This window comes from Streptomyces sp. NPDC051320 (assembly GCF_040682175.1).
Classification (GTDB): Bacteria; Actinomycetota; Actinomycetes; order Streptomycetales; family Streptomycetaceae; genus Streptomyces.
The window spans coordinates 506,712-531,318 of the sequence record NZ_JBFBAL010000002.1; the positions used below are offsets into that span (position 1 = coordinate 506,712).

Genomic DNA, 24,607 nt, shown 5'->3' on the forward strand with positions numbered 1-24,607 from the left:
CGATGACGCTGCCGACATCTCTTGACGACATCCTGAAACACGCCGCCGAGACGGGTGCGGCCCTGGCCCCTCTCGCCGCGGACGTGGACGCCGGCCGCTCCGACGGCCACCAGACCTACGACGTCCTGCGCGCATCCGGCCTCCTCGCACTGCTCGCTCCGCGTGACGCGGGCGGCGCGGGCCTCGGCTTCGGCGCCTACTGGCGGGTGCTGGCCGAACTCGGCGCCCACAACGGCGCCGCGGCCCTCGGATTCAACATGCACAACGTCGTGATCGGCGCGCTGGCCGACGCGGCGGGCGCTCAACTGCCACCTGCTGCTGCTGAGTTCCGCAGCTGGATGCTGAACGAGGTCGTCCACGGGCGCAAACTGTTCGCCTCCGCGACGTCCGAGACGGGCCGTGGTGCCAAGCTCCGCGGCATGAGCACGCGCTACTGCCTCTCCGGCGACGGCGAGAGCTACGTCCTGAACGGCAGGAAGTCCTTCGTGTCGCTGGCCGGCGCCGCCGACTACTACGTCGTCGCGGCCGCCGCCGACGACGGCGTCGAGGACACCGGTGACGTGTCGCACTTCGTCGTCGCCGCCGATGACCCCGGTGTCTCCTTCGGCGCCGTGCACAGCATGTCGGCGATGTACGGCACCAGCACGGCCCCGATGACGCTGGACGCGGTGACGGTGCCCCGCTCCCGGTTGTACCTCGGCGTCGAGGGCATGTCGCTGTTCAAGGTCGTACGCGAACCGCACTGGATGATCGCCGGGTACACCGGTGCCTATCTGGGCATCGCCGAGGCCTTGTTCCGGATTGCCACCGACCACGTCACCGCCGACCCGGCCCGCGCCGCGTCGCCGGTCATCCAGCAGGAGCTCGGCCGGATGTCCGCCCGGCTCAGGGCGGCCCGCGCGCTGGTCCACGAGGCGGGTGATCTGGTCGACGCCGAACGCGGCAGTCTGGAGGCGAACGCCGCGGTGCACGCCGCCAAGTACGTCGTCGGCGAGGTCGGGCCGCAACTGGCGCAGGACGCGGTACGCATCTGCGGCTCGGCGGCCGTCAGCCGCAGTCACCCACTGGAACGCCTCGTCCGTGAGAGCGCGTTCGCCCATGTGATGCCGGCCAAACCGCGCGAGTGCCTGGAATACCTCGGCAAGGCAGCCGTCGGCGTCAACCTCTACGACGCCCGGGCCTTCTCGTGGTAACCCCGGTGGCCCACGACACGGCTGTCACCCGCGACGCGTTCCGGGCCCTGATGGGCGCCCACCCCAGCGGCGTCACCGTCGTCACCACCAGCGACGACCGGGGCGCGCCACACGGCTTCACCTGCACCGCCCTGTGTTCGGTCTCCCTCGATCCGCCGCAGCTCCTGCTGTGTGCCTCGACGTCCGGCAGCACCCTGCCGGTGATCGCCGCACGCGGCGCCTTCGCCGTCAACTTCCTGCACGGCCCCGGACGGCGCGCCGCCGAGGCGTTCGCCGGGCCGGCCGCTCAGCGCTTCACGAGCGTCCCCTGGCTGCCATCGCCGGGCACCGGCCTGCCGGTCCTGCCGGACGACGCGCATGCCGTCGCCGAGTGCCGGGTCACCCGTCTCACCGCGGCCGGTGACCACACCGTCGTCATCGCCGAGGTGCTGCGCACCCACCTGGCAGCGCCGGCCGACAGCGAGCCGCCCCTGCTCTACGGCATGCGCCGCTATGCCACCTGGCCGTCCTGACCACCGCACCGCTCGACCGCACGACCCCTCATCAACCATCCGAAGCGAGGAACACCGTGGACCGCACCATGATGAAGTCGAAGATCCACCGTGCCACCGTCACCCAGGCCGACCTGCACTACGTCGGTTCGCTGACCGTCGACTCCGACCTGATGGCGGCGGCCGACCTGCTCCCCGGCGAGAAGGTCGACATCGTCGACATCGAAAACGGGTCCCGGCTGTCCACCTATGTCATCGAGGGCCGGGCCGGTTCCGGCGTGATCGGCATCAACGGTGCCGCGGCCCGGCTGATCAGCCCGGGCGACCGGGTCATCATCATCGCCTACGCCGCCATGAAGGACGAGCAGGCCACCACGTTCGTCCCCAGCGTCGTCTTCGTCGACGAGCGGAACACCGTCATGGACATCGGTGGCGACCCGGCCGCGGTGCCCGAAGGATCCGGCCTGATGCGCGGCGACCTGATCGCCGACTGACCTCGACCCAGGGCCGTCTCGCGAAGCGGCCACGTCAGGAGTCACCATGACCATGTCCGTCGTCAGCGGCGGCACCCGGGGTATCGGACAGGCGCTGAGCCTGCGCCTCGCCGCCCTCGGCCACCAAGTCGTCGCCCTCTACCGCGGCGACGAGAACGCCGCACAGCAGACCGTACGAGCCGGTGACGGGCGGATCGAGGCGCTGCGCTGCGATGTCACGCGCCCCGACGAGATCCGTTCCGTGTGCGCCCGCATCACCGCCGAGCACGGCGCTCCCGGTGTCCTCGTCAACAACGCCGGTGTCAACCGCGACCGGCCCTTCCTCGCCATGACCGGGGAGGACTGGGACACAGTCCTGGCCACCAATCTGTCCGGCCCGTTCCGCCTCAGCCGGGCACTGGCACCCGCCATGGCCGCCGCGGGCGGGGGCAGCATCGTCAACGTCGCCTCCACCACGGCCATCCGGCCGCGAGCGGACGGTGCCAACTACTGCGCGAGCAAGGCGGGACTGCTCCAGCTCACCAAGTGCATGGCCCTCGAACTGGCCCCGCACATCAGGGTGAACGCCCTGCTCCCCGGGTTCACCGACACCCAGGAGGTCACCGAGCGCTACCGGCTCGACGAGCCGAGCCGGCGGGCAGCCGTTCTGGAGACCATCCCCGAACGGCGGCTCGGCACCGTGGCGGACATCGCCGACGCCCTCGAGTTCCTGGTCACTGCCCGCAGCGGCTATGTCACGGGACAGCAACTCATCGTCGACGGCGGCCATTTCATGGGCTGACGGCCATCCATCGATTCCTCCCTCATTCTCAGGAGAAGCACCAGCATGCGACTGAACCAGGTCCAGGTCGACCACTACCGATCCAACGGATTCCTCCTGTTGGAATCCCTGTTGGACCAGCGAGAGGTGGCGGCGCTGCGCTCCGCCTTCGAGCGTGACAGCAGGGTTCCCGGCCCCCAGGTCGTGACCGAGGAGGGCGGGAAGGAGGTCCGTGCGGTGTATTCCTCGCACCAGCGGCAGCCGGAGTACGCCGGCCTCATCCGCGATCCGCGGGTCCTCCACCCCGTCCAGCAGCTGCTCAGCGACGACGTCTACATCTACCAATTCAAGATCAACGCCAAGCCGGCCTTCGGCGGCGACAAGTGGGCCTGGCACCAGGACTACCTGGCCTGGCGTCTCGCCGACGGGCTGCCCGCCCCCCGGCAGGTCAACGTCGGCGTCTTCCTGGACGACGTCACCGAGTTCAACGGGCCGGTCATCTTCCTGCCCGGCTCCCAGCAGGGTGGGCTCGTCCGCGAGGGCCGGGCGGACTCCGCCAGGTCCGACCAGCACCTGGACCCCGATGACATATCGCTGACCCCGCAGCAGCTCGCCGAGCACGTCGACCGCCACGGTATGACGAGCCCCAAGGGCCCGGCGGGCTCCGTGGTCCTCTTCTCGCCGGAGATCGTGCACGGCTCGGCACCCAACATGTCACCGTTCACCCGTCGGCTGCTCATCGCCACCTACAACGACACGGCCAATCTGCCGCGCCCGTCCGGCGAGGCCCGTCCCGCGCACGTCGTGTGCCGGGACACCGAGCCGCTGCGCGCCCTGCCGGTGCCGTTCTCGCAGACGCTCGAAACGGTGACGGCATGACGGCCGGCACCGGGCGCGCCGTCGTCCTGGAGGAGTTCGGCGAACCGCTGCGCCTGCGTACCTTCGGCCTCCCACCGGCTCCCGACGGCGGCATGATCGTCGCCTGCGGCTACGGCGGGATCTGCGGCACCGACCTGCACCTGTGCCAGGGCCATCTGGACATTCCCGTGCCGCTGGTCCTTGGTCACGAAGGCCTGGGGGTCGTACGCGAGTTGGGTGCCGGAGACCACCAGGATGCCGCCGGCGCACCGCTGGCCGCCGGGGACACGGTGATGTGGGCGTCCTCCGTCGCCTGCGGCGTCTGCCAGCCGTGCCGGCTGCACCGGGAACCGACGCTGTGCGAGAAACGACGCACCTACGGCGTCAACCGTTCACTCGCCGACGGGCCGGAGCTGTCCGGCTCCTGGGCCGACCACATCGTGTTGCAGCCAGGCACCACCGTGGTGAAACTCGCCGACACCATCGATCCGCTCGCCGCCATGTCCCTGGCCTGCGCCGGGCCCACCGTCGCACACGCGCTGTTCGAGCGCCGGCCGGTACGGCTCGGGGAGGTCGTGGTGGTGCAGGGCAGCGGACCGGTCGGTCTCGCCGCCGCGGCGTTCGCCCAACTGGCAGGCGCGGCGAAGGTCATCGTGGTCGGCGGGCCCGCCGGGCGCCTGGCGCAGGCCGCCGCGGCCGGTATCGGTGACGTACACCTGGACATCACCGGCGCCGCCGGCCCCGAGGAGATCCTGCGCGAGGCGCGGGCGGCCACCGGCGGGGCCGGGGCGGACCTCGTGATCGAGTGCGCCGGAGTGCCGGCGGCCGTGGGTCAGGGCCTCACCCTGGCACGACGCGGCGGCAGTTACCTCATCATCGGCCAGTACACCGACGCCGGGGACACCCCCGTCAACCCGCACCAGATCGTGTACCGACAGCTCGACGTCATCGGCTCCTGGGCCTTTACCGGTGCTCATCTGGTCGAGTACGTACGGCTGCTGCCCGCGCTGACGGCGCGCTTCGACCTCGCGAGTCTGGTGACGTCCTTCCCCCTGGCGGAGCACGCCGAGGCGCTGACCGCGGTGGCCGCGGGCTCGGTGATGAAGGCGGTGCTGACCGGCTGACAACCGGTCGGCGGAGAGGCCCGGGTCCGCGCACGGCGCTGAGCGCGGCGCCCGGGCGGGGCGGCGAGCCACCTGGGCCCCCGGTCACCGGACCGGCGGCCGTCAGGCCGACTGCCCCCGCCCGCCGTACGGACCCGCGAGGCCCGCCAGCGCCGTCTCCGTCTGCGCGTCGTCGGGCAGGTAGGCCAGGAAGTGATGGCCCGGTTCGTCCACCGCGGCGAGCTTGACGTACCGCAGCCGGAGGTCGCCCGCCGCGGGGTGTCTGAAGTGCCGTACGGCGGGATGGAACGCCGCCGTCTCCCGGGCGCCGTACCACCGGGCCGCGTCCGGGTCGGTCAGCAGCTCGTCGGTGATCTCCGCGTACCGGACGTCGTCGGGGTGGCGGGCCGCCTTCGCCCGGAACTGGCCCAGCAGACTCCTGGCCTCCGGCTCCCACTCCGCGAGCAGGGTCCGGGCGGGCGGCCAGCGGAACACCAGCCACAGCAGGTTGCGCTGCTTGGGCGTGAGCCGCGCCGGATCGGTCAGCAGCGCTGCGTAGCCGGTGTTCCAGGCAAGCATGTCCCAGTGCGGGTCCAGGACCACCGCCGGGTTCGGCGCCAACGCCTGCACCAGGGACAGCAGGTTCGGTGACACCCAGCCCGGCGGCTGTCCGGCCGGCGTGCCGCGCTCCACGAACGACAGCACATGAGCGGTCTCGTCCCCGTCCAGCGACAACGCACGCGCCACGGCGCGCAGCACCTGCTCGGTCGTGCGGACCCGCCCCTGCTCCAGCCACGCGTACCAGGAGCTGCTGATCCCGGCCAGCTCGGCCACCTCGCCGCGTCGCAGGCCCGGGGTGCGGCGCCTCGGCGAACCGGGCAGCCCCACCTCGTCCGGGGTTAGGCGCTCCCGCCGCGAGCGCAGGAAGGCTCCCAGTTCCCGGCGAGGGCCGTCGGCCCGGGTACGCACCGAAGAGCCGCCCGGCCGCGCGTTCTCCGTGGGTTCCCCGCCACGCATCCCCGTGGGTCCTCCTTCAAGCAGGCATTCCGTCCCCCGCTCCGACACCGCGGAGCGCCCGGCAGGGTGTGAGAAAGGGTAACCGGCTGAGGACCGGCCGCCTCCGCCGTGGGTGATGGGCTGGAAAGTGCCGGTCGGGGAAGGCCGGCACACCAGCCTAAGGAGCATCTCGTGGACACCCCCGTCAGCGGCCCCGCCTCACCCGGCACCGCCCTTCCAGGTACCGCGCCGTCGGACGCCGCCGGGCCGGTCACCGGGCTGCCCGCCGCCTCACTGCGACTGCTGCGCACCGCCGGCTTCGTCAGCAACTTCGACCGCTTCTGCATCACCCCGATGCTGCTGCTGATCGGTACCCAACTGGGTGCCTCGCTCCCGACCGTGATGCTCGCGGCCAGCGGGTACTTCCTGTGCTACGGCCTGATGCAGCCGGTTTGGGGGCTGGCCAGCGACCGCATCGGCCGGGTGCGGGTGATGCGGGTCTCGCTCGGCGGGGCGACGCTCGCCTCACTGTGTTCGGCACTCGCGCCGGACGCTCCGGCACTGGTCGTGGCGCGCGCCGCGGCCGGCGCCTTCTTCGCCGCGTCCATCGCCGCGTCCATCACCTATGTCGGGGACACCGTCCCCGCGGCGGTCCGGCAACGGCCGCTGAGTGAGCTGATGACCGCGTTCGCCCTGGGTACCGCGGTGGCCACGGTGGTCGCCGGAGCCCTGGCCCACTATGTGAGCTGGCGCCTGGTGTTCGCCCTCCCCGGGCTGCTGGCCGTGTATCTGGCCGTCGCCCTGCGCAGGCTGCCGGAGCCCGCCCGCCCGGTGGCCGGTTCACTGCTCGCCCCGATCCGCGTGGTCCTGCGTTCACGGTGGCAGTGGTACGTGATGGCCGTCGCGATGCTGGAGGGCGCCGTGCTGCTCGGCTTCCTGACGTATGTCGCGCCGGCTCTGGAGGCACAGGGCGCATCGGCCACGCTGGCGGGCGCGGTGTCCGCCCTGTACGGCGTCGGTTCGATGGGGGCGGCCCAGCTGGTCAAGCGGCTGGTCGGCCGGTGGACGCCGGTGCGGCTCATCGTGGCCGGCGGTGTCCAGATGGCCGCGGCCTTCGGCCTCGCTGCGGCGAGCAGGTCCATCCCGGCGCTGGTGGTGACCGCGCTACTGCTGGGCGGCGGCTGGTCGTTCATGCACTCGACGATCCAGTCCTGGGCGACCGCCCTGTCCCCCAGCGCCCGCGCCACCGGTGTCGCGATGTTCGGCCTGGCTCTGTATGTGGGGAGTGCGCTGGCGAGCGCCCTCGCGGCCGTGCCGGCCGAACACCACGCCTACCAGCGCCTCTTCCTGACGGCCGCGATCCTGACGGTCCCGCTGACACTCGCCGCCGCGGTGGGCCGCGCCCGCTACCGCGACTGACGGGAACGACACCACCTGCCTCTCTCCACCCGGGACGTGCCCCGGCCGGACAGAGGCAGTGCCGCCGTACCGTACGTCTCCGCTCGCACCGATCGTCCGAGGTAGCGGAGCGAAACCGCGATCGCCCGCGGCGGCGACCAGCGCCGCTCCGGACTCGGCCATGGCGCGCATCCGCTGAATGCGCATCAGAACCGCCGGGCCGACTCCTGCGCGTGGGCCATCCGCCGCAGGCTCAGCAGCACCGGTTCATACAGCACCGTAAGGGCGACGGCTGCCTCGATCTGCCCGGTCGGGGTCGGCTGCTCCTCGACGATGTCGAGGTCGGTGACTGCCAGTTGCGCGGCCAGCTGCCCGTACGGCAGCAGTTGCTCGGTGTCGCAGGGGTAGCCGAGCCGGACCAGAGCGGCGACCGAGTCGATGAGCCGCTGGTGGGCGGGGTTGGGCATGTCCAGGCCGGGGTCGGATGACCAGCCCAGCCGCTCCAGCAGCGCCTCCACCGAGCGGCGTGCGGTCTTCACCGCCGGGTCGTCCTCGGCGGGCGCCTCCGTGCAGGGCAGCGCCCGGGTCGCCGCGCCGAGCCGCAGGTAGTGGTCCAGTGACTCGTCCTCCGCAGCAGCGATGACCTCGCGCGCGGCAGCCACCGGGACCCCGCCGATCTGGATCAGCGCCCGCACCAGACGCAGCCGCCGCAGGTGGTCCTCGCCGTACTCGGCCTGGGTGGCGGAGACCCTGCGTCCTGGCGGGAGCAGCCCTTCGCGCAGGTAGTACTTGATCGTGGCGGTGGACACACCGCTGCGCTCGCTCAGCTTCGCCAGCCGCATGCTGTTGCGCCTCCCATCGGACAGTGGAACTATCCAAGCATGGATAGCGCCGCTGTCCCATCGGAAACGGGTGATCTCATGGGTATGGCACCGACTCCCGGGCGACGGGTCACGGCCGCCGCGGAGGGCGATGTGGTCGTCTTCCTCATCGGGATGCGGATCAACCACTGGCGCGCCGTACGCCACTGGCTGCCGGCCTTGGCCGCGATGCCCCGCATGCTCAAGGAGCTCTCGCGGAACGCTGACAGCGGGCTGCTGGGCCTTCGGGGGCTGGGTGGCGGTCCCCGGGTGTACGGAGTCGTGCAGTACTGGGAGTCGCGCGAAAAGCTGCTCGCCTACGCCTCCGACCGGGGCGGGCGGCATCACCCCGCGTGGGCGGCGTTCAACCGCCGCGTGCGGGGCAGCAAGGGCGGCGTGGGGATCTGGCACGAGACGTACATCGTCCCGGCCGGTTCGTACGAGTCGGTCTACTGCGACATGCCGCCGACCGGTCTGGGTGCGGCGTGGGGAGTCGAGCCCGCGGGCCGGCGCGGGGAGCGGGCGGCGCAGCGACTGGCGAGCGCGGCTGTGGAGAGGCAAAGGCGCAGTTCCACCTCCTCCGCTTGACTTCGAGTGCGCTCTCATTCGTACGTTTCCTCCATGACCACTCAGCAGCGCAGGATCAACACCGGGTTCGGAGCCCGGAGCACCACGAGCGACGTTCTGCGAGGCGTCGACCTGTCCGGCAAGCTCGCGATCGTGACCGGCGGTTATTCGGGGCTGGGCCTGGAGACGACACGGGCCCTGGCCGGCGCGGGGGCGCATGTGATCGTCCCTGCCCGGCGCCGCACCACGGCTCAGGAGGCGGTGAGCGGGATCGACGGCGTCGAGGTGGCGGAGCTGGATCTGACGGATCCGGAGAGCGTGCGGTCCTTCGCCGAGCTGTTCCTCGCCTCGGGCCGGGACATCGGCATGGTGATCAACAATGCCGGGATCATGGCCAGCCCGGAAAGGCGGGTCGGCCCGGGCTGGGAGGCCCAGTTCGCCACCAACCACCTCGGTCACTACGCGCTGGTGAACCGGCTGTGGCCGGCCATCGTGCGAGGTGGTGCCCGGGTGGTCTCGGTGTCCTCCAACGGACACCAGCTGTCGGACATCCACTGGGACGACGTGCACTTCGAACACGGCTATGACAAATGGCAGGCCTACGGGCAGGCGAAGACGGCCAACGCCTTGTTCGCCCTGCGTCTGGACGCGCTGGGCCGTGACGCCGGGGTGCGGGCGTTCTCACTGCACCCGGGAACCATCCGCACACAGCTGGCCCGGCACATGTCCGAGGAGGAGCTGGCAGAACTGTCAACGGCGATCGGTGACAGCCCGACGAACAGCGGCTGGAAGACGCCCGAACAGGGCGCCGCCACTCAGGTATGGGCCGCGACGTCCCCCCAGTTGGACGGCATGGGTGGCGTGTACTGCGAAGACTGTGACATCGCCGAGCCCGCCGCGAAGGACACGGTTCTGGGCAGTGGGGTGAGCGCCTGGGCCGCCGATCCCGAGCGGGCCGCACGGTTGTGGGAGCTGTCAGCCGAACTCACCGGCGTCGATGCGGTGTCGTCCGCAGGATGACGTAAGCGGCTGCCGGCCCGAGTCGAGTGAACGCCGCACGTCACGGCGAGGCCCCGGGCTGCCCCAGCGGGATGAGGCGCGGGTCGAGGTCGAGGAGTTCGGCGTTGGTGTGGTAGCGGACCGGGGAGAAGCGGTGCACGGCCTCGCGCAGCAGCACGGGGTCGGCGCCGAACTCCCCGAGGGTGCCGATCGGGTGGTACCCCAGCTTTTCGAGCTGCCCGTCCGCCACCCGGGACGGCAGCGGCGGAGTGACACCCTCCCGCAGGCGCATCAGCAGCATGTTCTCGATGTTCTCCGCGCTGTCCCCGCTCAGCAGACAGGCCTTGTGGAGGAGGCCGATGGACAGGATGTCCTCCCAGGGGATGTCGGTACGGTCCTCCGAGAACAGGTCGGTGGCGTAGGACAGCCCCGCGGCGTTCACCGCCAGACGCGGACGGCGGCTGGTGGCGTAGAGGACGAGCCCGAAGATCGGCATCATGATGGCGGCGAAGAGCCCGAACGGTCCGCCTCCATGGATATCCGGCGCCTTGCTCGTCGATGCCGGCCTGCCCAATTTCTATACGGACCGTGAAACAGCGAAATACGTCGCCGCGAACGAGGCGCAGATCTCCGCGCTCAAGGGCAGGCCCGCAACGAAGGAAACCCGCCAGCTGCTGGCCACCGCGGACGAATTCGGCCCGACGCGCCACGCCTACCACGGGATTTCCTGGCCGCGGAACGTCCCGGCGACCGTGATCGCGTCGTCGAAGACGCCATTCGATACGCCTCAGGACGCGCAGCTGTGGCGAGACGCGCAGGCACAGTTCGCGAAGGCCGCGGCCAACCGGAATCTCGTGATCGCGAAGGGAAGCTCGCACGACATTCCGGCCGATCGTCCCGACGTCGTCATCAAGGCGGTCGACGCCATGGTGAAGGCCCACGGCCACTGAACCAGAACCGGGTGGGGGCGGGACTGATCACGTCGGCTGCCGGTCGCCGGGCAGACCGGAAACAGGCATGACGGGCGCGGGCGACCGGGTGGGGGCGGGACTGATCACGTCGGCTGCCGGTCGCCGGGCAGACCGGAAACAGGCATGACGGGCGCGGGCGCTCAACGCCCCGCAGAATGGTGAGTGTGGCCACGCCTGACGCGGCAATCCCGGCTGTCGCCGAACGGGACGCGACACATCTGTGCGAGCCAGGAGGCAGTCGATGGATCGCTTCGGCGAACGCACCGGCGGGACCGGCCCGAGCGGCGAGCCCCGGGCCGCCGCGCACGTCGCCCTGGCTGCCAACGGCATGGGCAGCTTCACCTGGGACCTGACCAGCGGCATCATGCAGTACGACCAGGCAGGCATGGCCGTGATGGGCTTCCGGCCCGGTGAGTTCGACGGCCGCCTCAGCACCCTCGGCGAGCGGATGCTGCCGAACGAGGTGCCGGGGATCCAGGAGCAAGTCGATCAGGCGCTGCGGGACCGGTCGAGCTTCAGCCTCTACTTCCGCGTGCGGCACCGTAACGGGTGGCTGCGCTGGACGCACACCCAGGGCCACGTGGTCTGCGATGCGCAGGGGCGCCCGGTCCGGGTCATCGGGATCATCAGGGACGCCAGCCAGGAGCTGCGCGCCATCGACCAGACCGAACAGCTGCGCCGGGTCAGGAACGACCGCCGCCGCCAGGCCGACATCGTCGGCCATGTCAGCGACGCGCTCGCGCCCACCGTCACGGTGGACGACGTGGCGGAGGCCCTCACCTCCACGCTGCTGCTCGCCCAGCTCGACGCCGCCAGCATCGTGCTGGGCCTGGTCGACAACGGCCGCATGCGACTGGCCGGCTCGAACGGCCTCTCCGAGGACCTCGTCCGCGACTTCCACCTGTCCCGCCTCAGCCAGCCCCTGCCGCTCACCGACGCGGTCCGGGCCCGCCGAGCCGTCTTCATCACCAGCCGCTCGGAGTTCGTGGCGCGATATCCGAGCATGCGGCCGTATCTGAAGATGTTCTCCGAGGCCACAGCCGCCGTTTACCTCCCCTTGATCGCCCACCGCACCCCCATCGGTGCTCTGGGGCTCACCTATGAGGGCAAAGGGCGCTTCACGCACGACGAGCGGACCGTATTGACGGCCCTGGGCAAGGTCATCGCCCAGTCGCTGCAACGGGCCCTCCTCTACGACCAGGAGCACGAGCTCGCCACCGGGCTCCAGTCGGCCATGCTGCCCGGGCATCTGCCGCAGGTGCCCGGTCTCGCACTGGCGACCCGCTACCGGCCGGCCAGAGCCCAGGGCGGCATCGGCGGCGACTGGTACGACGCCCTCACCCTGCCCGACGGCCGTATCGCGGTAGTCGTCGGCGACGTCCAGGGCCACGACGTGACAGCCGCCGCCGTCATGGGGCAGCTCCGCATCGCCCTCCGTGCCTACGCCGCCGAGGGGCACTCCCCCACGACCGTCCTGTCCCGCGCCTCGGCCTTCCTCGCCGAGCTGGACACCGACCGCTTCGCGACCTGCCTCCTCGCCCTGCTCGACCCCCGTACGGGACTGACCACCATCGTGCGCGCCGGGCACCTGGAGCCGGTGCTGCGCCGCCAGGACGGCAGCAGCGTCTGGCTCGACTCCCCCGGCGGGCTGCCGCTCGGTCTCGCCGCCCCGGACGCCCAGCTCGCGTATCCGGCCGTGCAAACCGTCCTGGAACCGGGCTCCACCCTGCTGCTGTGCACCGACGGACTCATCGAGGCACGCAACCAGGACATCGACCAGGGGCGCGCCCATCTCCTGGACGCGCTCCGCACAGCGCCCCGGCGTCCCCATGCCCTGGCGGACCATCTCCTCCACACCATGGACGGCTACACGGGCGGGGAGGACGACGTGGCCCTGCTGATCGTGCGGCGTGCGCTGGGGAGGCGGGGAAAGCACGCCCGGGCGCCGCAGTTCCAGGCCGCTTTCAGCCGCAACGACCCCGCTTCGCTGCACGCCGCGCGGCTCGCCCTGCGCGCGGCGCTGCACCGCTGGTCGCTCGTCCCGCTCAGTGACACCGCGGAACTCCTGGCCAGCGAACTCGCCACCAACGCCCTGCTGCACACCGAGGGCCGCGCCACGCTGACAGCCAGACCCGTCAGTGACGGCGGCCGTGTCCTGCGCATCGCCGTCACCGACACCTCGTCCGCCTCCCCGCAGCGCCGGGCCGCCCCCGCACTGTCGACCTCCGGCCGCGGCCTCATGCTCCTCGAGGAGCTCGCGTCGGCCTGGGGAGTCGAGCCGCAGGGCAGCGGCAAGACCGTCTGGTGCGAAATCTCCTGAGAGCCCCGGGCCGCGGTCACCGGCAGGTGCGGATCGCCGAAGAGCGCGGGCCTGCCCTGAGCGCCATGGCCGGCTCGACGGCGAACGGGTACGACACCGGCCGGTAAGCCGGTCAGCTCCACCCGGGCAGCAGCAGGCCGCCGTAGGCGTCGGGGTCGATCTGCGGTTCCCCCGCGGCGTCGGCGAAGGCTTGCAGCGCCTCGACCATGGCGCCGCGCCGCTCGACGGGCATGGCCTGGACGATCCCGGTGATCTCCTGGTGTCGGCGCCGGGTCACCTGGTGGACCACGCGCTGCCCGGCCGGGGTGAGGGCCAGCTTCGCCGCGCGGCGGTCGGCCGGGTCGCTGGTGCGCTCCATCGTGCCGGCGGCGATCAGCCGGTCGGCCATGCGCATGGCGGTGGAGGGGTTGACCGCCAGATGCTCGGCGAGCCGGGAAAGGTTGACCGGGCCGCCGGCCTCCAGCACCACCAGCATCCGGAACTGCGGCACGGTGAGGGTCTCCTCCACCGCCGCCAGTGAGCGCGCGGAGACGGCGACCAGCACGCGGGAAGCGGTGACGACCGCGGCGACCATCTCGGTGGGGTCGGTGGGGTCGGTGTGAGCCGGGGCGGGTTTCGCTTCGGACATGAGTGCAGTTCTACCCGATCCAGGGGGCCGAACGGACGGCGAGGCCACCCCGCTGTTTCATGCACCGGGCAAAGTTTGCATAATGCATGGTATGAGTGATGCAGTCACGTCTGCCATACCCGCCCCCGCGACCGAGAGCGCCGTACCGGTCCAGCCGCTGGCGACCCAGCGCGGCCTGCGGCGGGCCTGGAGCGCGCTGCGCGAGTCCAAAGGTGGTCTGCTGGCCCTGTCGCTGCTGGTCGGCGCGGGGGCCGGGGGCGGGGCGGTGGTCTTCCGCTGGCTGATCAAGACCTTCACGCTGCTGCTGTCGGGACACGCCGACTACTCGGCCGCCGGTCACGCCGCCAATCCCCATCTGCCCTGGCTGGGCCGCTACTTCGTGCTCGCCGCCCCGGTGCTGGCCGGACTGGTCTACGGCCCGCTGGTCCACCGGTACGCCAAGGAGGCCCGCGGGCACGGCGTGCCGGAGGTCATGTACGCCGTCGCCCGCCGCGGCGGACGCATCCCGCCGCAGGTCGCCGCCGTCAAGGCGCTCGCCTCCGCGCTGTGCATGGGCGGCGGCGGCTCGGTCGGCCGCGAAGGGCCGATCGTGCAGATCGGCTCCGCCCTCGGTTCCACTCTGGGCAGCTGGATCAGGGTCGCCGAGGACCGCATGCGCGTCCTGGTGGCCTGCGGCGCGGCCGGCGGCATCGCGGCCACCTTCAACGCGCCGCTGGCCGGGGTCTTCTTCGCCATGGAACTGGTTCTGCGGGACTTCACCGCCGAAGCCTTCGGCATGGTCGTCCTCGCGTCGGTCACCGCCAGCGTCATCGGCCGTGCCGCCTTCGGCAACGCCCCCTTCCTCCACCTGCCGCCCTTCCACGTCCAGCACCTCACCCAGTACGCGCTGTTCGCACTGCTCGGCGTGCTCGCCGGGGTGGTCGGCGTCGCCTTCAGCAAGGTCCTCTACCGCATCGAGGACGCCTGCGACACGGTCTGGCGCGGCCCGGAGTGGGCCCGCCCCGCGGTCGGCGGTCTCCTGCTCGGCGGCCTGCTGTTGGTGCTGCCCCAGATGTACGGCGTCGGCTACCCGGTCCTGCACGACTCCCTGACCGGCCGCTACGCGCTGCTGTTCCTGCTCGCGCTGCTGGCGGGCAAGATCATTGCCACCTCCCTCACCATCGGGATCGGAGGTTCCGGCGGTGTGTTCGCCCCCAGTCTGTTCATCGGCGCCATGCTCGGCTCCGCCTTCGGCCAGACCGCCCACCACGTCCTGCCCCACCTGGCCGGCCCCGCCGGTGCCTACGGTCTGATCGGCATGGGAGCGGTCTTCGCCGGCTCCGCCCGCGCCCCCATCACCGCGGTGATCATCCTCTTCGAACTCACCGGCGAGTACACGATCATCCTGCCCCTCATGGCCGCCATCGCCCTCGCCACCGGCGTCAGCCGCCTGCTCACCGCAGAGACCATCTACACCGCCAAACTGCGCCGCCGCGGCGTCGACATCGACGCCCCCACTCCGGGCACCCCGGCTGCCGCACTGACCGTCCACGACGCCATGGAACCCACGCCCACCCCGCTCACGGATGACACCCCGCTCGCTCAGGCCGCCCCCGCCCTGGCCCGCTCCCCGTACGGCACCCTGCCCGTGCTGGCCGCCGACGGCGCCTATCGCGGCATCGCCACCGCCCGCACCGTCGCCGAAACCCTCGCCGACGACACCCACACCACCACCCCTGTCGGCAAAGTCGCCCACCTCCCCCACGCCCTCACCCCCGGCACCGCCCTCGACCAAGCCCTCCAGGCCCTCGCCGGTGCCGACAGCCAGGCCCTGCCCGTACTCGACGAGGACCGCACCCACCTGATCGGCTGGGTCAGTCACCGCAGCGTCCTGACCGCCCTCGACCACAACACCGCCAACCAGCCGAGCTCCGCCCCGCACCCCTGACCCCGGCCGGGCCGCGTCGGAGAACGGGCAGGCCGGCAGCCGCCATCCGGCGCACCCCCGTGCACCCATGCGGAGTGCGTTCGTGCCCGACCGCACTCGACACCCCGGCGAGCCGTAGATCGTGTGCTTAACGTGCCGGTCATGAGTCGCACCAGTCTTCTCTCCGTGACCGCCTGTGCCATGTGCCCCACCGCCGCTCCCACCGAGCGCGACAGGGCGATGGCCGGCGGCGGCGCACCCGCCGGGCAGGGCTACCACGTCGCGCTGCACACACCCAGCGCGTTCACACCCGTGGACTACCACCCGACCGCGCTCCTCATCGGAGCGGACGGCAGCGACAGCGGGTGGTACCCGGCAGGTATCCCGGCTCCGAGCAGGACGGAGGAGTCGGGGCACGGCCACTCGGTGCGCCCGTCCGACGGCAACGGCCGGCCGACCCCGGAGCAGCACCACCTCATCCCCGGTTCGCGGTCGCCCGTCACGCCGAACGAAGTCCACTCCGACGGCCTGCCGCCGACCCCTGCGGGACCGGACTCTGCCGAGCCGGCGGGCATCGCCGAACCGGCCTTCGGCACCCTTCTGACGCCGACGAGGCGACGGACCACGGTCGACACCCCGGCCGTCATGAACGACGCGCGCACCTGGCACGCCCCCGAATACGTCCGGATCTCGGGCGAGCGGTGCTGGTACAGGCCATGGAGCTCCACCGGGACCGGACTCACCATGCTCGCCGGTGATGTGCTGAAAGCCTCCGCTTTCGTCCCCCGCTCGCACCTCAAGGACAGCGCATCGTCCATCGTCGTCGAGAACCCGGCCGTCGTACGGCAGTTCACGCCCGGACCGCGGGCCCGAAGCGCGGAGCCCGTACGCGAAGCGGGAAGCGCTCGCCGGTCGCCGGCCCCCGCCTCGGCCGAACCCACACCCCCTTCCCCTCACGGACTCACCAGGAGGCGCTCCTCGGTCGTCCGGTACGCGGCAGGTGGCGCACTGCTGCTGGTGATCGCCGCGGTACTGGCTCGCCGACGGCCGCATCACTGATCGAGCGGCCCGAGACACCTCGGGACGGCGGCCGGCCCGCCTGCGTATCCCAAGACGGCTCCGGTCGCCGCGGCTCCTGAGCCGGGCGGCCCCGGCAGCCGCCGCTCCTCCTGCTCACCGCACCGGCCAAGGGGACTCTGCACTACGCGCTGGTCACGAACAGGGCGACGGCTCCGTCCGCCGCCCTGTTGAACGCGGCCCGCGCCGAACCGGGCTCGCGGGCCGCCTCCTCGGTCAAGTAGCGGACCGGCCCGACAGCGGGGTGGGGGCACGCCGCCTGCCGCCGGGGGCGCCGAGGTAGGCCAGCAGCCGCCGGTACTTGATCTCAGCTTCCGGCTCGATGACGCCCCTCGCCCATGCGGCACGGGCGGCGGCCTCTGCGTCCTTTTGCAGTAGTCGCGCATCTCTCCGGACGACAGGGGCGGCACGGCTGATTAGCGTCGATCTCGTCCCCAACGGATCAAGGAGATCCCCCATGAAGATCATGCTTCGTCGTAGCGCCGCCACGGCCGTGCTCACCCTTGCCGTGGCGTTGCCGCTCATCACTGCCGCTCAGGCGGCGGCAGTTCCCACCCAAAAGACGGCGACCGCCCACCCGAACTGGGGCGGCCACCATGAGGAGGGCGGCGAACACAACCTGCTGGACCTGGACCTCGACATTCTCTGACGCGGCGCGCAGTCGGTTCGCCAGGGCTCGGGGGCATCCGGGTCGTGATCCCGGAGCACGTTGATCAGCAGGCCAACCGGACCTGTGAAGGCAGCAAGGGTGCGCGGCCCCCGCGCCTGGACACCGAGACGTACAAACGACGCAACGTGGTCGAACGGTCCTTCAACCAGCTCGAGCAGTCGCGAGGGCTGTGCACCCGCTACGACACGTTTTGCCGTCGTCCACCGAGGGGCCGCAGTCCTGGCCGCGATGGTGACCTGGCCAACTACTCAGCCCCCGTCTGCGTCCAGCAGCACCCGTCGGTGATCACGACTGTAGTGGTTCGGGAAGCTCGGATTCCGGGTGACTTGGGCCGTCGGCCGAGGCAGCGTGCCGCAGCGCTGCCTCGACCCGGCGGTTGCCGGCCATGGTCGCCGTGACGGCGGTCATGGTGAGGAGGAGGCCGGCGGCGGCGTAGAGAGGGGTGCGTACGTCGTACGTGGTGGCCAGCCAGCCGCCGAGGAAGGCGCCGAACGGGGCGGCGCACATGGCGAGCATCCGGGAGGTGGAGGCGACCCGGCCCATCAGGTGGGCGGGGACGATCGCCTGCCGGAGGGAGGGCCCGAGCACCATCGTGGCGCCCATGCCCGCCCCGCAGAAGGAGAGCGCGAGGCCGGCCACCCACGGATTCGGGGCGGCGGCAAGCCCCAGGATGGCGAGTCCCTCGACCGCAGCCGTGCAGGTCAGCGCGGTCCCGGTGCCGAGTCGTCGGCCGAGGGAGGAGGCGATGCCCGCGCCGAGCAGGCCGCCGGTGGCCTCCGCCGTGAGGAGCAGGCCATAGCCGAAGGTGTCGATGCCGAGCCGATCCTGCGCGAAGAGGGCGAGTACGGTCTCCACGGCGAGGAAGGCGATGTTCCCGACCGCCGGACGGAGCGCAAGCCCGAGCAGCAACCGATCCCGGAAGACGTACGAGGCCCCGGCCCGCGCCTGCCGAAGAAGCGACTCGCGGATGCCTCCGGTAGGCGGGGGCGCGGCGGGCAGCGACCGTACGAGCAGTGCGGAGAGCGCGAACGACACCGCGTCGGTGAGCAGCGGAACCGCCCGGCCGAGCGCGAGCAGTGCACTGCCCGCGGGCGGCCCCGCGAAGCCGGACATGGCGGTCTGGGCGCTGCGCAGGCGGGAGTTGGCGCGCTCCAGAAGCGCGGGGTCGCGGCCGAGCAGATCCGGCAGATAGGCCGTGCCGGCCGTGTCGAAGAAGAGTCCGCCGAGGCCGAGCAGGAAGGCGATGGCCGCGAGCAGTGGGATGCTCAGCACGTCGAGCGCTGCCGCCGCCACCGGTATCGCGAGCACTGCCGCACGGGTCGCGTCCGCGACCCACATCGTGCGCCGGCGGTCCCAGCGGTCCACCAGCGCACCGCCGAGTATCCCGAAGAGCAGCCACGGCAGCGTCCCGGCGGCCGTGACGACGGCGAGCGCCATCGGATTCCGCGTCAACGTCAAGGCGAGCAGCGGCAACGCGGCATGCGTCACCCCGTCACCGAGCGAGGACACCGTCTGCGCGGTCCACAGTCGCCCGAACGCGGTCGGCAACTTCCTTACGTCAGCTATCACTTGGCGTCACCTTCGGCCTGCTGGCGCGGCGCCGGCCTGAACAGCGCGAAGGCGAGCGACGCGTCCGGCAGTGACGGATCGGACAGCTCCCGGTACTCGTCCGCCAGTGCCTGCAGGCGCGCCCCCAGTTCGGTGAACTGCTCACCGGTGAGCCGCAGATGCACCATCCGTACGTGCCGCTCGCCATCCCCCGGCGCTGCTTCCAGGTCCGCCACCGCATGCCGCATCAGCACATCCGGCTGCCCCACCCCCGGATCCGGCAGCACGATCGCCGCCGCCGCCATCGCGTAGTACCGCTCGGTGACCCCCCGCACCTTCCGCGTCCGCACCACCTTCACCAGGCCGGCCCGCTCGAGCAGCCGCACGTGGTAGCTGGAACTCCCCTTCGCAAGGCCCACTCGCTCGGCGATCTGCGTAATCGTCGCGGGCTCGAAGCGGAGCACGGCCATAATCCGGTGACGCGTGAGATTGGAGAGAGCGCGTAGCTGCTCGTCAGTGGTGACGTGGAACGTCTCGGGAAGTTCATCGGCAGGCATTGCTCAATGGTCAACGATTCTTGACCATTGAGCAATGGGGTTTCTTGCGCACTCTCGCAACCGACCACCATCAGCTTGTCGATGTGGTCCCCGTCGAGCCGGGCCGAGCGTGGCAGGCGCTCGGCGATCGCCCTGGTCGCCGTGCCTTTCCGGCGCTCCGGCATCGGCGGCTGCGCGGGCCGTTGCCGTGCCGATGCCGGAGGAAGTGACGGCGATCAGGGCGACCTTGTCGGTGACGTCCATGGGGCGACTCCGTCGTGGTGTGCAGGTGTTGGGTTCAGCGGCCGGCGTGCGTGCGCGGGAAGCCGCTCGCCCCAACATGCATTAGTGCTAATCTAATTAGAGGTAATGCACATGCAGGAGGAGACGGCGTGGATCTGCGGCAGTTGTTCGACGACCTGGTGCGCTTCGAGACCGACCTGTGGAACGAGATCGACGCCCGGCTCCGGCGTGATGGGGACCTGCCGCTGGGCAGCCTCGATGTGATGCTCGTCGTGGAGCGCACGCCGGACTGCCGGGTCAACGACATCGCCTCCGCCCTGTCCATCACGATCGGCGGCGCGAGCCAGGCCGTCGACCGCCTGCAGAAGCGGGGCCTGTGCGCGCGGCAGCCCAATCCGAACGACCGCCGCTCCTCGATCGTCCAACTCACCACCGAGGGCGCGGAGCTGACCCGGTCGGCCGGCCGGATCTTCGACCAGGAGCTCGCCGCGCGACTGGCCGCCCCCCTGTCCCAGACCGCGTTGGGCCACCTCGCCGCCGCGCTCACCACCCTGCGCGCCGCCACACCCCACCAGGCCGGTTCCCAGGAAGCGCCCTGACCGCCGACTGCCCAAGAGGAGCTGACATGCCAGCCGAGCAACGACCAGCACGAGCCGTGCGCTTCGACCGCTACGGTGACCGCGACGTGCTGTACGTCGCCGACATCCCCATGCCCCGACCGGCCGCCGACGAGGTCCTCGTCGAGGTCCGGGCCGCGGGCATCAACCCCGGAGAGGCCACCATCCGCACCGGCGCGCTGCACGACCGGTTCCCCGCCACCTTCCCGTCCGGGCAGGGCAGCGACCTCGCCGGCATCGTGACCGCCGTGGGCAGGAGCGTCACCGACTTCGCGCCCGGCGACGAGGTGCTGGGCTACTCGTGGCGGCGCTCCAGCCACGCCACCCATGTCGCCGTCCCGGCGACCCAGCTGATCCGCAAACCCGAAGCGCTCGGCTGGGCCGTGGCCGGCAGCCTCTACGTCGCGGCCTGCACGGCCTGGGCCGCCGTCGACGCGGTCGCCCCGAAACCCGGCGAGACCGTCGCCGTGTCAGCCGCGGCCGGAGGAGTCGGCAGCATCGTCGTCCAACTGCTCCGGGTGCGGGGCGCCCACGTCCTGGGCATCGCCTCCCCGGCCAACGCGTCCTGGCTGACCGCGCACGGGGCCACCCCCGTCCCCTACGGCGACCGGCTCGCCGCGGACCTCACCGGGGCAGCACCGGACGGGATCGACGCCTTCATCGACCTCTTCGGACCCGAGTACATCCAACTCGCCATTGATCTGGGCGTCCCACCGGACCGGATAGAAACGATCATCTCGTTCGAGCAGGCGGCGCGATTCGGCACCAGGAGCGCGGGCAGCGAGGACGGTTCCAGCCGGGAGGTTCTCACCGAGATGGCCGATCTCGTGGTGAGCGGCCGTATCGAGATCCCGATCGCCGCCACCTACCCCCTCGACCGAACCGGCGACGCCTTCGCCGTCCTCGAACAGCGCCACACTCACGGCAAGATCGTCCTGATCCCCTGATCTCCCCTGATCCGCAGGCGGCGAGTCCGAGCGAGGCCCCGCTCCCCGGGGTTGCTCTGCCGGGATGGACATCGCCCAGCGGTCAGGCGCTGGTGAGCAGGTCTTCGAGCGGCGCAGGTACGCGGTCGGCGTCGAGGGCCTCGACGAGAACGCGACCGTAGTGGATCTTGCGTCCCTTTTTGGTGCCGAGGAAGCGCCGCAACGCCTGCTGTGGGGAGCGGCCACGCTGTGCGGGCTGGCGCAGGAAGGTCTGCAGGGCACGCAGGTCGCCCTCCGCCAGCACGAGTTCCTCCACCCGTGACACGCCCAGCGCGCGGATGAGCTCGTCCTCCAGATCCGCCACGCAGACGAAGAACCCTTGGTCCGCCACACCGGCCTGCTCCAAGCCGCGGGCGTAGTAGCGACGCTCGGCCTCATCGCACAGTCCGGTGAGGCGCAGGCCCAGACCGGGTGGCCCGAGAAGGCGGGTGAAGCGACCAATGCTCATCGCACCGCCCATCGCCAGGAGGCAGACGCCTTCGGCCGCCAGGTTCCGGCCGCGGATGGCGGCCAGCGCGCTGACCGCTGCGACGTCGCTCGGCCCTTCCAACAGGACGGCCGCCCGGACCGGCAGCCGCCCGGCCAGCTCGCGCGCGGGGTCGCCGGGGGCACCGGCCGCCCAGGCGATGACCGCTTCCCGGAACATCCCCATGTCAGCCACGGCACGAGTCTCCGCCCTTCCCGGCCGTCACGGTAGGCATTTTCCGCCGACGCGTCGATCGGCGGTGAGTCTTGCCGTGAGCAGTCGGGCGGACGGTCCGGACGAAAGGAGGATGCTGCCGCCAGGCGCAGCCCGAGGTGGCCGCGAAGATGATCGCCGCTGGCATCTCCCGGTCTCCGTACCGCAGTCGGCCGCCGGCCCGCGGCCGCGCGGACGGCTCGGGCTCCACCCGCTGGAAGAGCGCCCCCGCTCATCCGACGCCACTGCCCTCCGGGACCCCCACAACCGGTGGCCGATCGTCGGTCACCGGCCACCGGTCACCGGCCACCGGCCACCGGCCACCGGCCGATCGTCGGCCGGACGAGACGAGTTCTGATACCTGCGCAGGTTCTCGCATCCCGGTCCGGCGATTGGTGGCCGGTTCACATCCGCTGCACGTACCCCGCCCGCCGCTCCGGCGACGGGTCCGCACCCAGCTCCGTCCAGTACTCCCGGCCGCCAACGATCTTGCCGTCCCGGACCGTCCAGAAGGACACCACACGGTCGACCCCCAACGTGTCATGGGGGACCTCCACCTCGGAGACGACCGCATCGCCGTCCGCCACGGTACGCAGCGTTTTGATCGACCATCCCTCCGGGTACTCCGCGTTGACGCCCACGAAGTTGTCGCGGCCCACGATCCGCTCGCTGCTGACGGGCCACTCCACCACCACGTCATCGGCCAGCAGCTCGCCCAGGCCCTCCCAGTCCCGGGCCTGCATGCGGTCCCAGAACTTCTGCACGATCTCCGAAGGTTCCATATCCGTCATGCTGGCAGGACCCTCTGACAGAGCGGACCGGCCCGCAATCGGAAAGGCACAGCGCCGCCCGAGGCTCCGCAGCCCAGCGCATCCCTGCGCGCTCCTTCCGGGCCCCGAACCGATGCGCTCGGGCGCCGGGAGACAAAGAAATTGGTTCAGCGTGCACCTTTCACCCACCCATTGCAGTATCTTCACATTCGGTAACGACTGATCGGACTGGCCGCTCCTCCCCCACGCAGGCTCAGTCTCCGTGTGCGCGAGGAACCACATGCCCTATGAGCCCGGTGCCGGTTGGCAGTACGACGTCCCCACCATCGGCAGCACCCGCCTGCCCCCCGACGCCGGATACGGCAAGGCGCTCACCAACCAGGGCTACGGCTTCGAGGCGGCGGTCGCCGACCTGATCGACAACTCGATCGACGCGGGCGCCGACGAGATCGTCGTTCACTTCCTGCGGGACGCCGACCGCATCCTCACCCTCCTCATCGTCGACAACGGCGCGGGCATGGACGACGCCGGCCTGAACGCGGCGATGACGGTAGGGCGGCTGCGCGAGTACGGCGAAGGCGCACTCGGCATGTACGGCACCGGCCTCAAGTCCGCGTCCCTCTCGCACGCCCAGTCCCTCACCGTCGTCAGCCGTACCCGGCGCAGCCGGGCAGCCGGCCGCCGGCTCACCGCGGAAGGCGTCGCGGACGGTTTTCGGTGCGACACCGTCGAACCTGCCTACGCACAGGACCTGGTCGACCGTTACGACGGCATCATCGAGTGGCACGGCACGGTGGTCCGCTGGGACCGGGTGCGCGCCTTCGAGACCGTGGCACGCGGCCAGAGCGAGCAGTACCTGTCGAAGGCGATCGCCCGCCTGGAGACCCACCTCGGCCTCTACCTCCACCGTTTCCTGGCCCGCGGCCTGAAGCTGGACATCGCCGTCTGGGACGTCGGCACAGACGTCGGTACGCCCACCGCTACGCACGCCGGTGGGCACGCGGCCGGACCGGGCGAGGAGGTCGACCACATATCGGTCGAACCGCTGGACCCCTTCGGTTACACGGTGCCGGGCAAGGCCGGTTACCCCCGCGTCTTCACCGCACCCGTGGAGGGCGCCGGAGACATCCGGCTGACCGCCCACATCTGGTCGGCGAAATCCAAGCACGCCGGCTTCCGCCAGATCGGCGCGCTCAACGAACGGCAGGGCTTCTACTTCTACCGCAACGACCGCCTGGTGCAGGCGGGCGGCTGGAACGATCTGCGCAGCGCCGAGGGCCATCTCAACCTGGCGCGGATAGCGGTGGACCTCCCTGCCACCCCGAACGGCGTGTTCAGCCTGGACGTCAAGAAGGAGGACGTCACCGTCACACCGGCCTTCACGCTGGGCGTGGACAAGGCCGTCGACGCGTCCGGGACGCCGTTCCAGACCTACCTCGCCGACGCGGAGACCGCCTACCGCGACGGTGCGAAGCGGACGGAGATCGTACGCAAGCCGGTGACCGCTCCCGGCAAGGGCCTGGACCCGAGGATCAGGCGGACCGTCAAGGAGGAGCTGCCGGAGAAGCCGGGCGAGGAGCCCATCGCCTTCACCTGGGCCTCGTTCCGCGAGGACCGCTTCTTCGACCTCGACCGTGAGAACAACGTCATCCTGCTCAACAGCGAATACCGGGACGACTTCAACGACGGCCGGCGCGGCGGCGCCAACGACGCGCCGGTCACCAAAACACTCCTCTACCTCCTCCTCGAGGACTGCTTCGGCCTGGGCCGCTGGGAGAAGGCCCGCGCGGACCGTATCGACTACTGGAACACGATCCTGCTGGCGTCGGTACGAGCCCAGCGCGAGCGCCGCACCCGCTCCACGTCCTGACCGGCTCCTGCGCGACCCGTCCATGCCCCGGCCCGCCCGCTCCCCGAGGACGCTCCCGTGAACGACG

General features: G+C 71.3%; 25 protein-coding genes and 3 pseudogenes. 19 read left to right on the forward strand and 9 right to left on the reverse strand.

Annotated features, from left to right (window positions below; translation table 11 throughout):
• Window positions 1-2 precede the first annotated feature (2 nt).
• The 6 genes from AB0M87_RS06345 to AB0M87_RS06370 are packed head-to-tail and all read left to right on the forward strand — an operon-like array spanning window position 3 to window position 4,920.
• Window positions 3-1,193 carry an acyl-CoA dehydrogenase family protein gene (locus AB0M87_RS06345; protein ID WP_365850561.1) on the forward strand — a complete coding sequence of 397 codons (1,191 nt, stop codon included), beginning with the start codon at window positions 3-5 and terminating at the stop codon, window positions 1,191-1,193.
• 5 nt (window positions 1,194-1,198) lie between these two features.
• Window positions 1,199-1,705, forward strand: coding sequence for a flavin reductase family protein (locus AB0M87_RS06350; protein ID WP_365850562.1), 507 nt, complete (start codon window positions 1,199-1,201; stop codon window positions 1,703-1,705).
• Between the two features lie 56 nt (window positions 1,706-1,761).
• On the forward strand, window positions 1,762-2,178 hold the full coding sequence (gene panD, locus AB0M87_RS06355; protein ID WP_365850564.1) for an aspartate 1-decarboxylase: 417 nt from the start codon (window positions 1,762-1,764) through the stop codon (window positions 2,176-2,178).
• Window positions 2,179-2,224: 46 nt separating this feature from the next.
• On the forward strand, window positions 2,225-2,959 hold the full coding sequence (locus tag AB0M87_RS06360; RefSeq protein ID WP_365850565.1) for a glucose 1-dehydrogenase: 735 nt from the start codon (window positions 2,225-2,227) through the stop codon (window positions 2,957-2,959).
• A gap of 45 nt (window positions 2,960-3,004) precedes the next feature.
• Complete coding sequence (locus AB0M87_RS06365; protein WP_365850567.1) at window positions 3,005-3,817, forward strand: phytanoyl-CoA dioxygenase family protein; 813 nt, start codon at window positions 3,005-3,007, stop codon at window positions 3,815-3,817.
• Window positions 3,814-4,920, forward strand: coding sequence for an alcohol dehydrogenase catalytic domain-containing protein (locus AB0M87_RS06370; protein ID WP_365850568.1), 1,107 nt, complete (start codon window positions 3,814-3,816; stop codon window positions 4,918-4,920). The genes AB0M87_RS06365 and AB0M87_RS06370 overlap by 4 nt, the downstream gene beginning before the upstream one ends.
• A gap of 102 nt (window positions 4,921-5,022) precedes the next feature.
• Here the strand turns inward: AB0M87_RS06370 and AB0M87_RS06375 are convergent, their stop codons facing one another.
• The gene (locus tag AB0M87_RS06375; RefSeq protein ID WP_365850569.1) at window positions 5,023-5,916 is read right to left on the reverse strand and encodes a helix-turn-helix transcriptional regulator; all 894 of its coding nucleotides are present in this window, start codon (window positions 5,914-5,916) and stop codon (window positions 5,023-5,025) included.
• 171 nt (window positions 5,917-6,087) lie between these two features.
• Here AB0M87_RS06375 and AB0M87_RS06380 point away from each other — a divergent pair, with 171 nt between their 5' ends.
• A complete protein-coding gene (locus AB0M87_RS06380) occupies window positions 6,088-7,314 on the forward strand; it encodes an MFS transporter (RefSeq protein WP_365850570.1) in 1,227 nt (408 codons plus the stop codon).
• 185 nt (window positions 7,315-7,499) lie between these two features.
• Here the strand turns inward: AB0M87_RS06380 and AB0M87_RS06385 are convergent, their stop codons facing one another.
• On the reverse strand, window positions 7,500-8,135 hold the full coding sequence (locus AB0M87_RS06385; RefSeq protein ID WP_365850572.1) for a MerR family transcriptional regulator: 636 nt from the start codon (window positions 8,133-8,135) through the stop codon (window positions 7,500-7,502).
• Window positions 8,136-8,213: 78 nt separating this feature from the next.
• On the opposite strand from AB0M87_RS06385, the gene AB0M87_RS06390 reads away from it, so the two are divergent.
• Entirely contained in the window at window positions 8,214-8,741 is a 528-nt protein-coding gene (locus AB0M87_RS06390) for a DUF4188 domain-containing protein (RefSeq protein ID WP_365850573.1), read from the forward strand.
• 33 nt (window positions 8,742-8,774) lie between these two features.
• Entirely contained in the window at window positions 8,775-9,740 is a 966-nt protein-coding gene (locus AB0M87_RS06395; RefSeq protein ID WP_365850574.1) for an SDR family NAD(P)-dependent oxidoreductase, read from the forward strand.
• Window positions 9,741-9,780: 40 nt separating this feature from the next.
• Here the strand turns inward: AB0M87_RS06395 and AB0M87_RS06400 are convergent, their stop codons facing one another.
• Complete coding sequence (locus tag AB0M87_RS06400; protein WP_365850576.1) at window positions 9,781-10,218, reverse strand: hypothetical protein; 438 nt, start codon at window positions 10,216-10,218, stop codon at window positions 9,781-9,783.
• On the opposite strand from AB0M87_RS06400, the gene AB0M87_RS06405 reads away from it, so the two are divergent.
• Together AB0M87_RS06405 and AB0M87_RS06410 are read left to right on the forward strand one after the other, a co-directional pair.
• Window positions 10,217-10,669 (forward strand): hypothetical protein, encoded by a 453-nt coding sequence (locus AB0M87_RS06405; protein ID WP_365850577.1) that lies wholly within the window; start codon window positions 10,217-10,219, stop codon window positions 10,667-10,669. The genes AB0M87_RS06400 and AB0M87_RS06405 overlap by 2 nt on opposite strands.
• A gap of 262 nt (window positions 10,670-10,931) precedes the next feature.
• Window positions 10,932-13,010 carry a SpoIIE family protein phosphatase gene (locus tag AB0M87_RS06410; protein WP_365850578.1) on the forward strand — a complete coding sequence of 693 codons (2,079 nt, stop codon included), beginning with the start codon at window positions 10,932-10,934 and terminating at the stop codon, window positions 13,008-13,010.
• Window positions 13,011-13,122: 112 nt separating this feature from the next.
• On the opposite strand, the gene AB0M87_RS06415 is transcribed toward AB0M87_RS06410, so the two are convergent.
• On the reverse strand, window positions 13,123-13,638 hold the full coding sequence (locus tag AB0M87_RS06415) for a MarR family transcriptional regulator (protein WP_365850580.1): 516 nt from the start codon (window positions 13,636-13,638) through the stop codon (window positions 13,123-13,125).
• A 220-nt stretch (window positions 13,639-13,858) separates the two neighbouring features.
• On the opposite strand from AB0M87_RS06415, the gene AB0M87_RS06420 reads away from it, so the two are divergent.
• The 5 genes and pseudogenes from AB0M87_RS06420 to AB0M87_RS06440 all read left to right on the forward strand — a co-directional run.
• Window positions 13,859-15,565: a chloride channel protein gene (locus AB0M87_RS06420; RefSeq protein ID WP_365850964.1), complete on the forward strand. Its 1,707-nt coding sequence runs from the start codon at window positions 13,859-13,861 to the stop codon at window positions 15,563-15,565.
• A gap of 141 nt (window positions 15,566-15,706) precedes the next feature.
• A complete protein-coding gene (locus AB0M87_RS06425; protein ID WP_365850581.1) occupies window positions 15,707-16,603 on the forward strand; it encodes a hypothetical protein in 897 nt (298 codons plus the stop codon).
• Between the two features lie 18 nt (window positions 16,604-16,621).
• Window positions 16,622-16,845 (forward strand): annotated as a pseudogene (locus AB0M87_RS06430) (endoglycosylceramidase); the annotation flags it as partial.
• Window positions 16,846-17,078: 233 nt separating this feature from the next.
• Window positions 17,079-17,270 (forward strand): hypothetical protein, encoded by a 192-nt coding sequence (locus AB0M87_RS06435; RefSeq protein ID WP_365850582.1) that lies wholly within the window; start codon window positions 17,079-17,081, stop codon window positions 17,268-17,270.
• A 32-nt stretch (window positions 17,271-17,302) separates the two neighbouring features.
• Window positions 17,303-17,576 (forward strand): annotated as a pseudogene (locus AB0M87_RS06440) (transposase); the annotation flags it as partial.
• Here the strand turns inward: AB0M87_RS06440 and AB0M87_RS06445 are convergent.
• Window positions 17,577-18,860 carry an MFS transporter gene (locus AB0M87_RS06445; RefSeq protein ID WP_365850584.1) on the reverse strand — a complete coding sequence of 428 codons (1,284 nt, stop codon included), beginning with the start codon at window positions 18,858-18,860 and terminating at the stop codon, window positions 17,577-17,579. It lies immediately after the preceding pseudogene.
• Window positions 18,857-19,396 carry a winged helix-turn-helix domain-containing protein gene (locus tag AB0M87_RS06450; protein WP_365850586.1) on the reverse strand — a complete coding sequence of 180 codons (540 nt, stop codon included), beginning with the start codon at window positions 19,394-19,396 and terminating at the stop codon, window positions 18,857-18,859. The genes AB0M87_RS06445 and AB0M87_RS06450 overlap by 4 nt, the downstream gene beginning before the upstream one ends.
• 371 nt (window positions 19,397-19,767) lie before the next feature.
• Here AB0M87_RS06450 and AB0M87_RS06455 point away from each other — a divergent pair, with 371 nt between their 5' ends.
• Window positions 19,768-20,217, forward strand: a complete 450-nt coding sequence (locus AB0M87_RS06455) for a MarR family transcriptional regulator (RefSeq protein WP_365850588.1) — start codon at window positions 19,768-19,770, stop codon at window positions 20,215-20,217.
• A 26-nt stretch (window positions 20,218-20,243) separates the two neighbouring features.
• A complete protein-coding gene (locus AB0M87_RS06460; protein WP_365850590.1) occupies window positions 20,244-21,182 on the forward strand; it encodes an NADP-dependent oxidoreductase in 939 nt (312 codons plus the stop codon).
• Between the two features lie 82 nt (window positions 21,183-21,264).
• On the opposite strand, the gene AB0M87_RS06465 is transcribed toward AB0M87_RS06460, so the two are convergent.
• From AB0M87_RS06465 to AB0M87_RS06475, 3 genes and pseudogenes are all read right to left on the reverse strand, one after another.
• Window positions 21,265-21,882 (reverse strand): TOPRIM nucleotidyl transferase/hydrolase domain-containing protein, encoded by a 618-nt coding sequence (locus tag AB0M87_RS06465; RefSeq protein WP_365850591.1) that lies wholly within the window; start codon window positions 21,880-21,882, stop codon window positions 21,265-21,267.
• Window positions 21,883-21,988: 106 nt separating this feature from the next.
• A pseudogene (locus tag AB0M87_RS06470) lies at window positions 21,989-22,111 on the reverse strand (IS5/IS1182 family transposase); the annotation flags it as partial.
• A gap of 193 nt (window positions 22,112-22,304) precedes the next feature.
• Window positions 22,305-22,682 (reverse strand): nuclear transport factor 2 family protein, encoded by a 378-nt coding sequence (locus AB0M87_RS06475; protein WP_365850593.1) that lies wholly within the window; start codon window positions 22,680-22,682, stop codon window positions 22,305-22,307.
• Between the two features lie 268 nt (window positions 22,683-22,950).
• Here AB0M87_RS06475 and AB0M87_RS06480 point away from each other — a divergent pair, with 268 nt between their 5' ends.
• Window positions 22,951-24,540, forward strand: a complete 1,590-nt coding sequence (locus AB0M87_RS06480; protein WP_365850594.1) for an ATP-binding protein — start codon at window positions 22,951-22,953, stop codon at window positions 24,538-24,540.
• The last annotated feature ends 67 nt before the right edge of the window (window positions 24,541-24,607 follow it).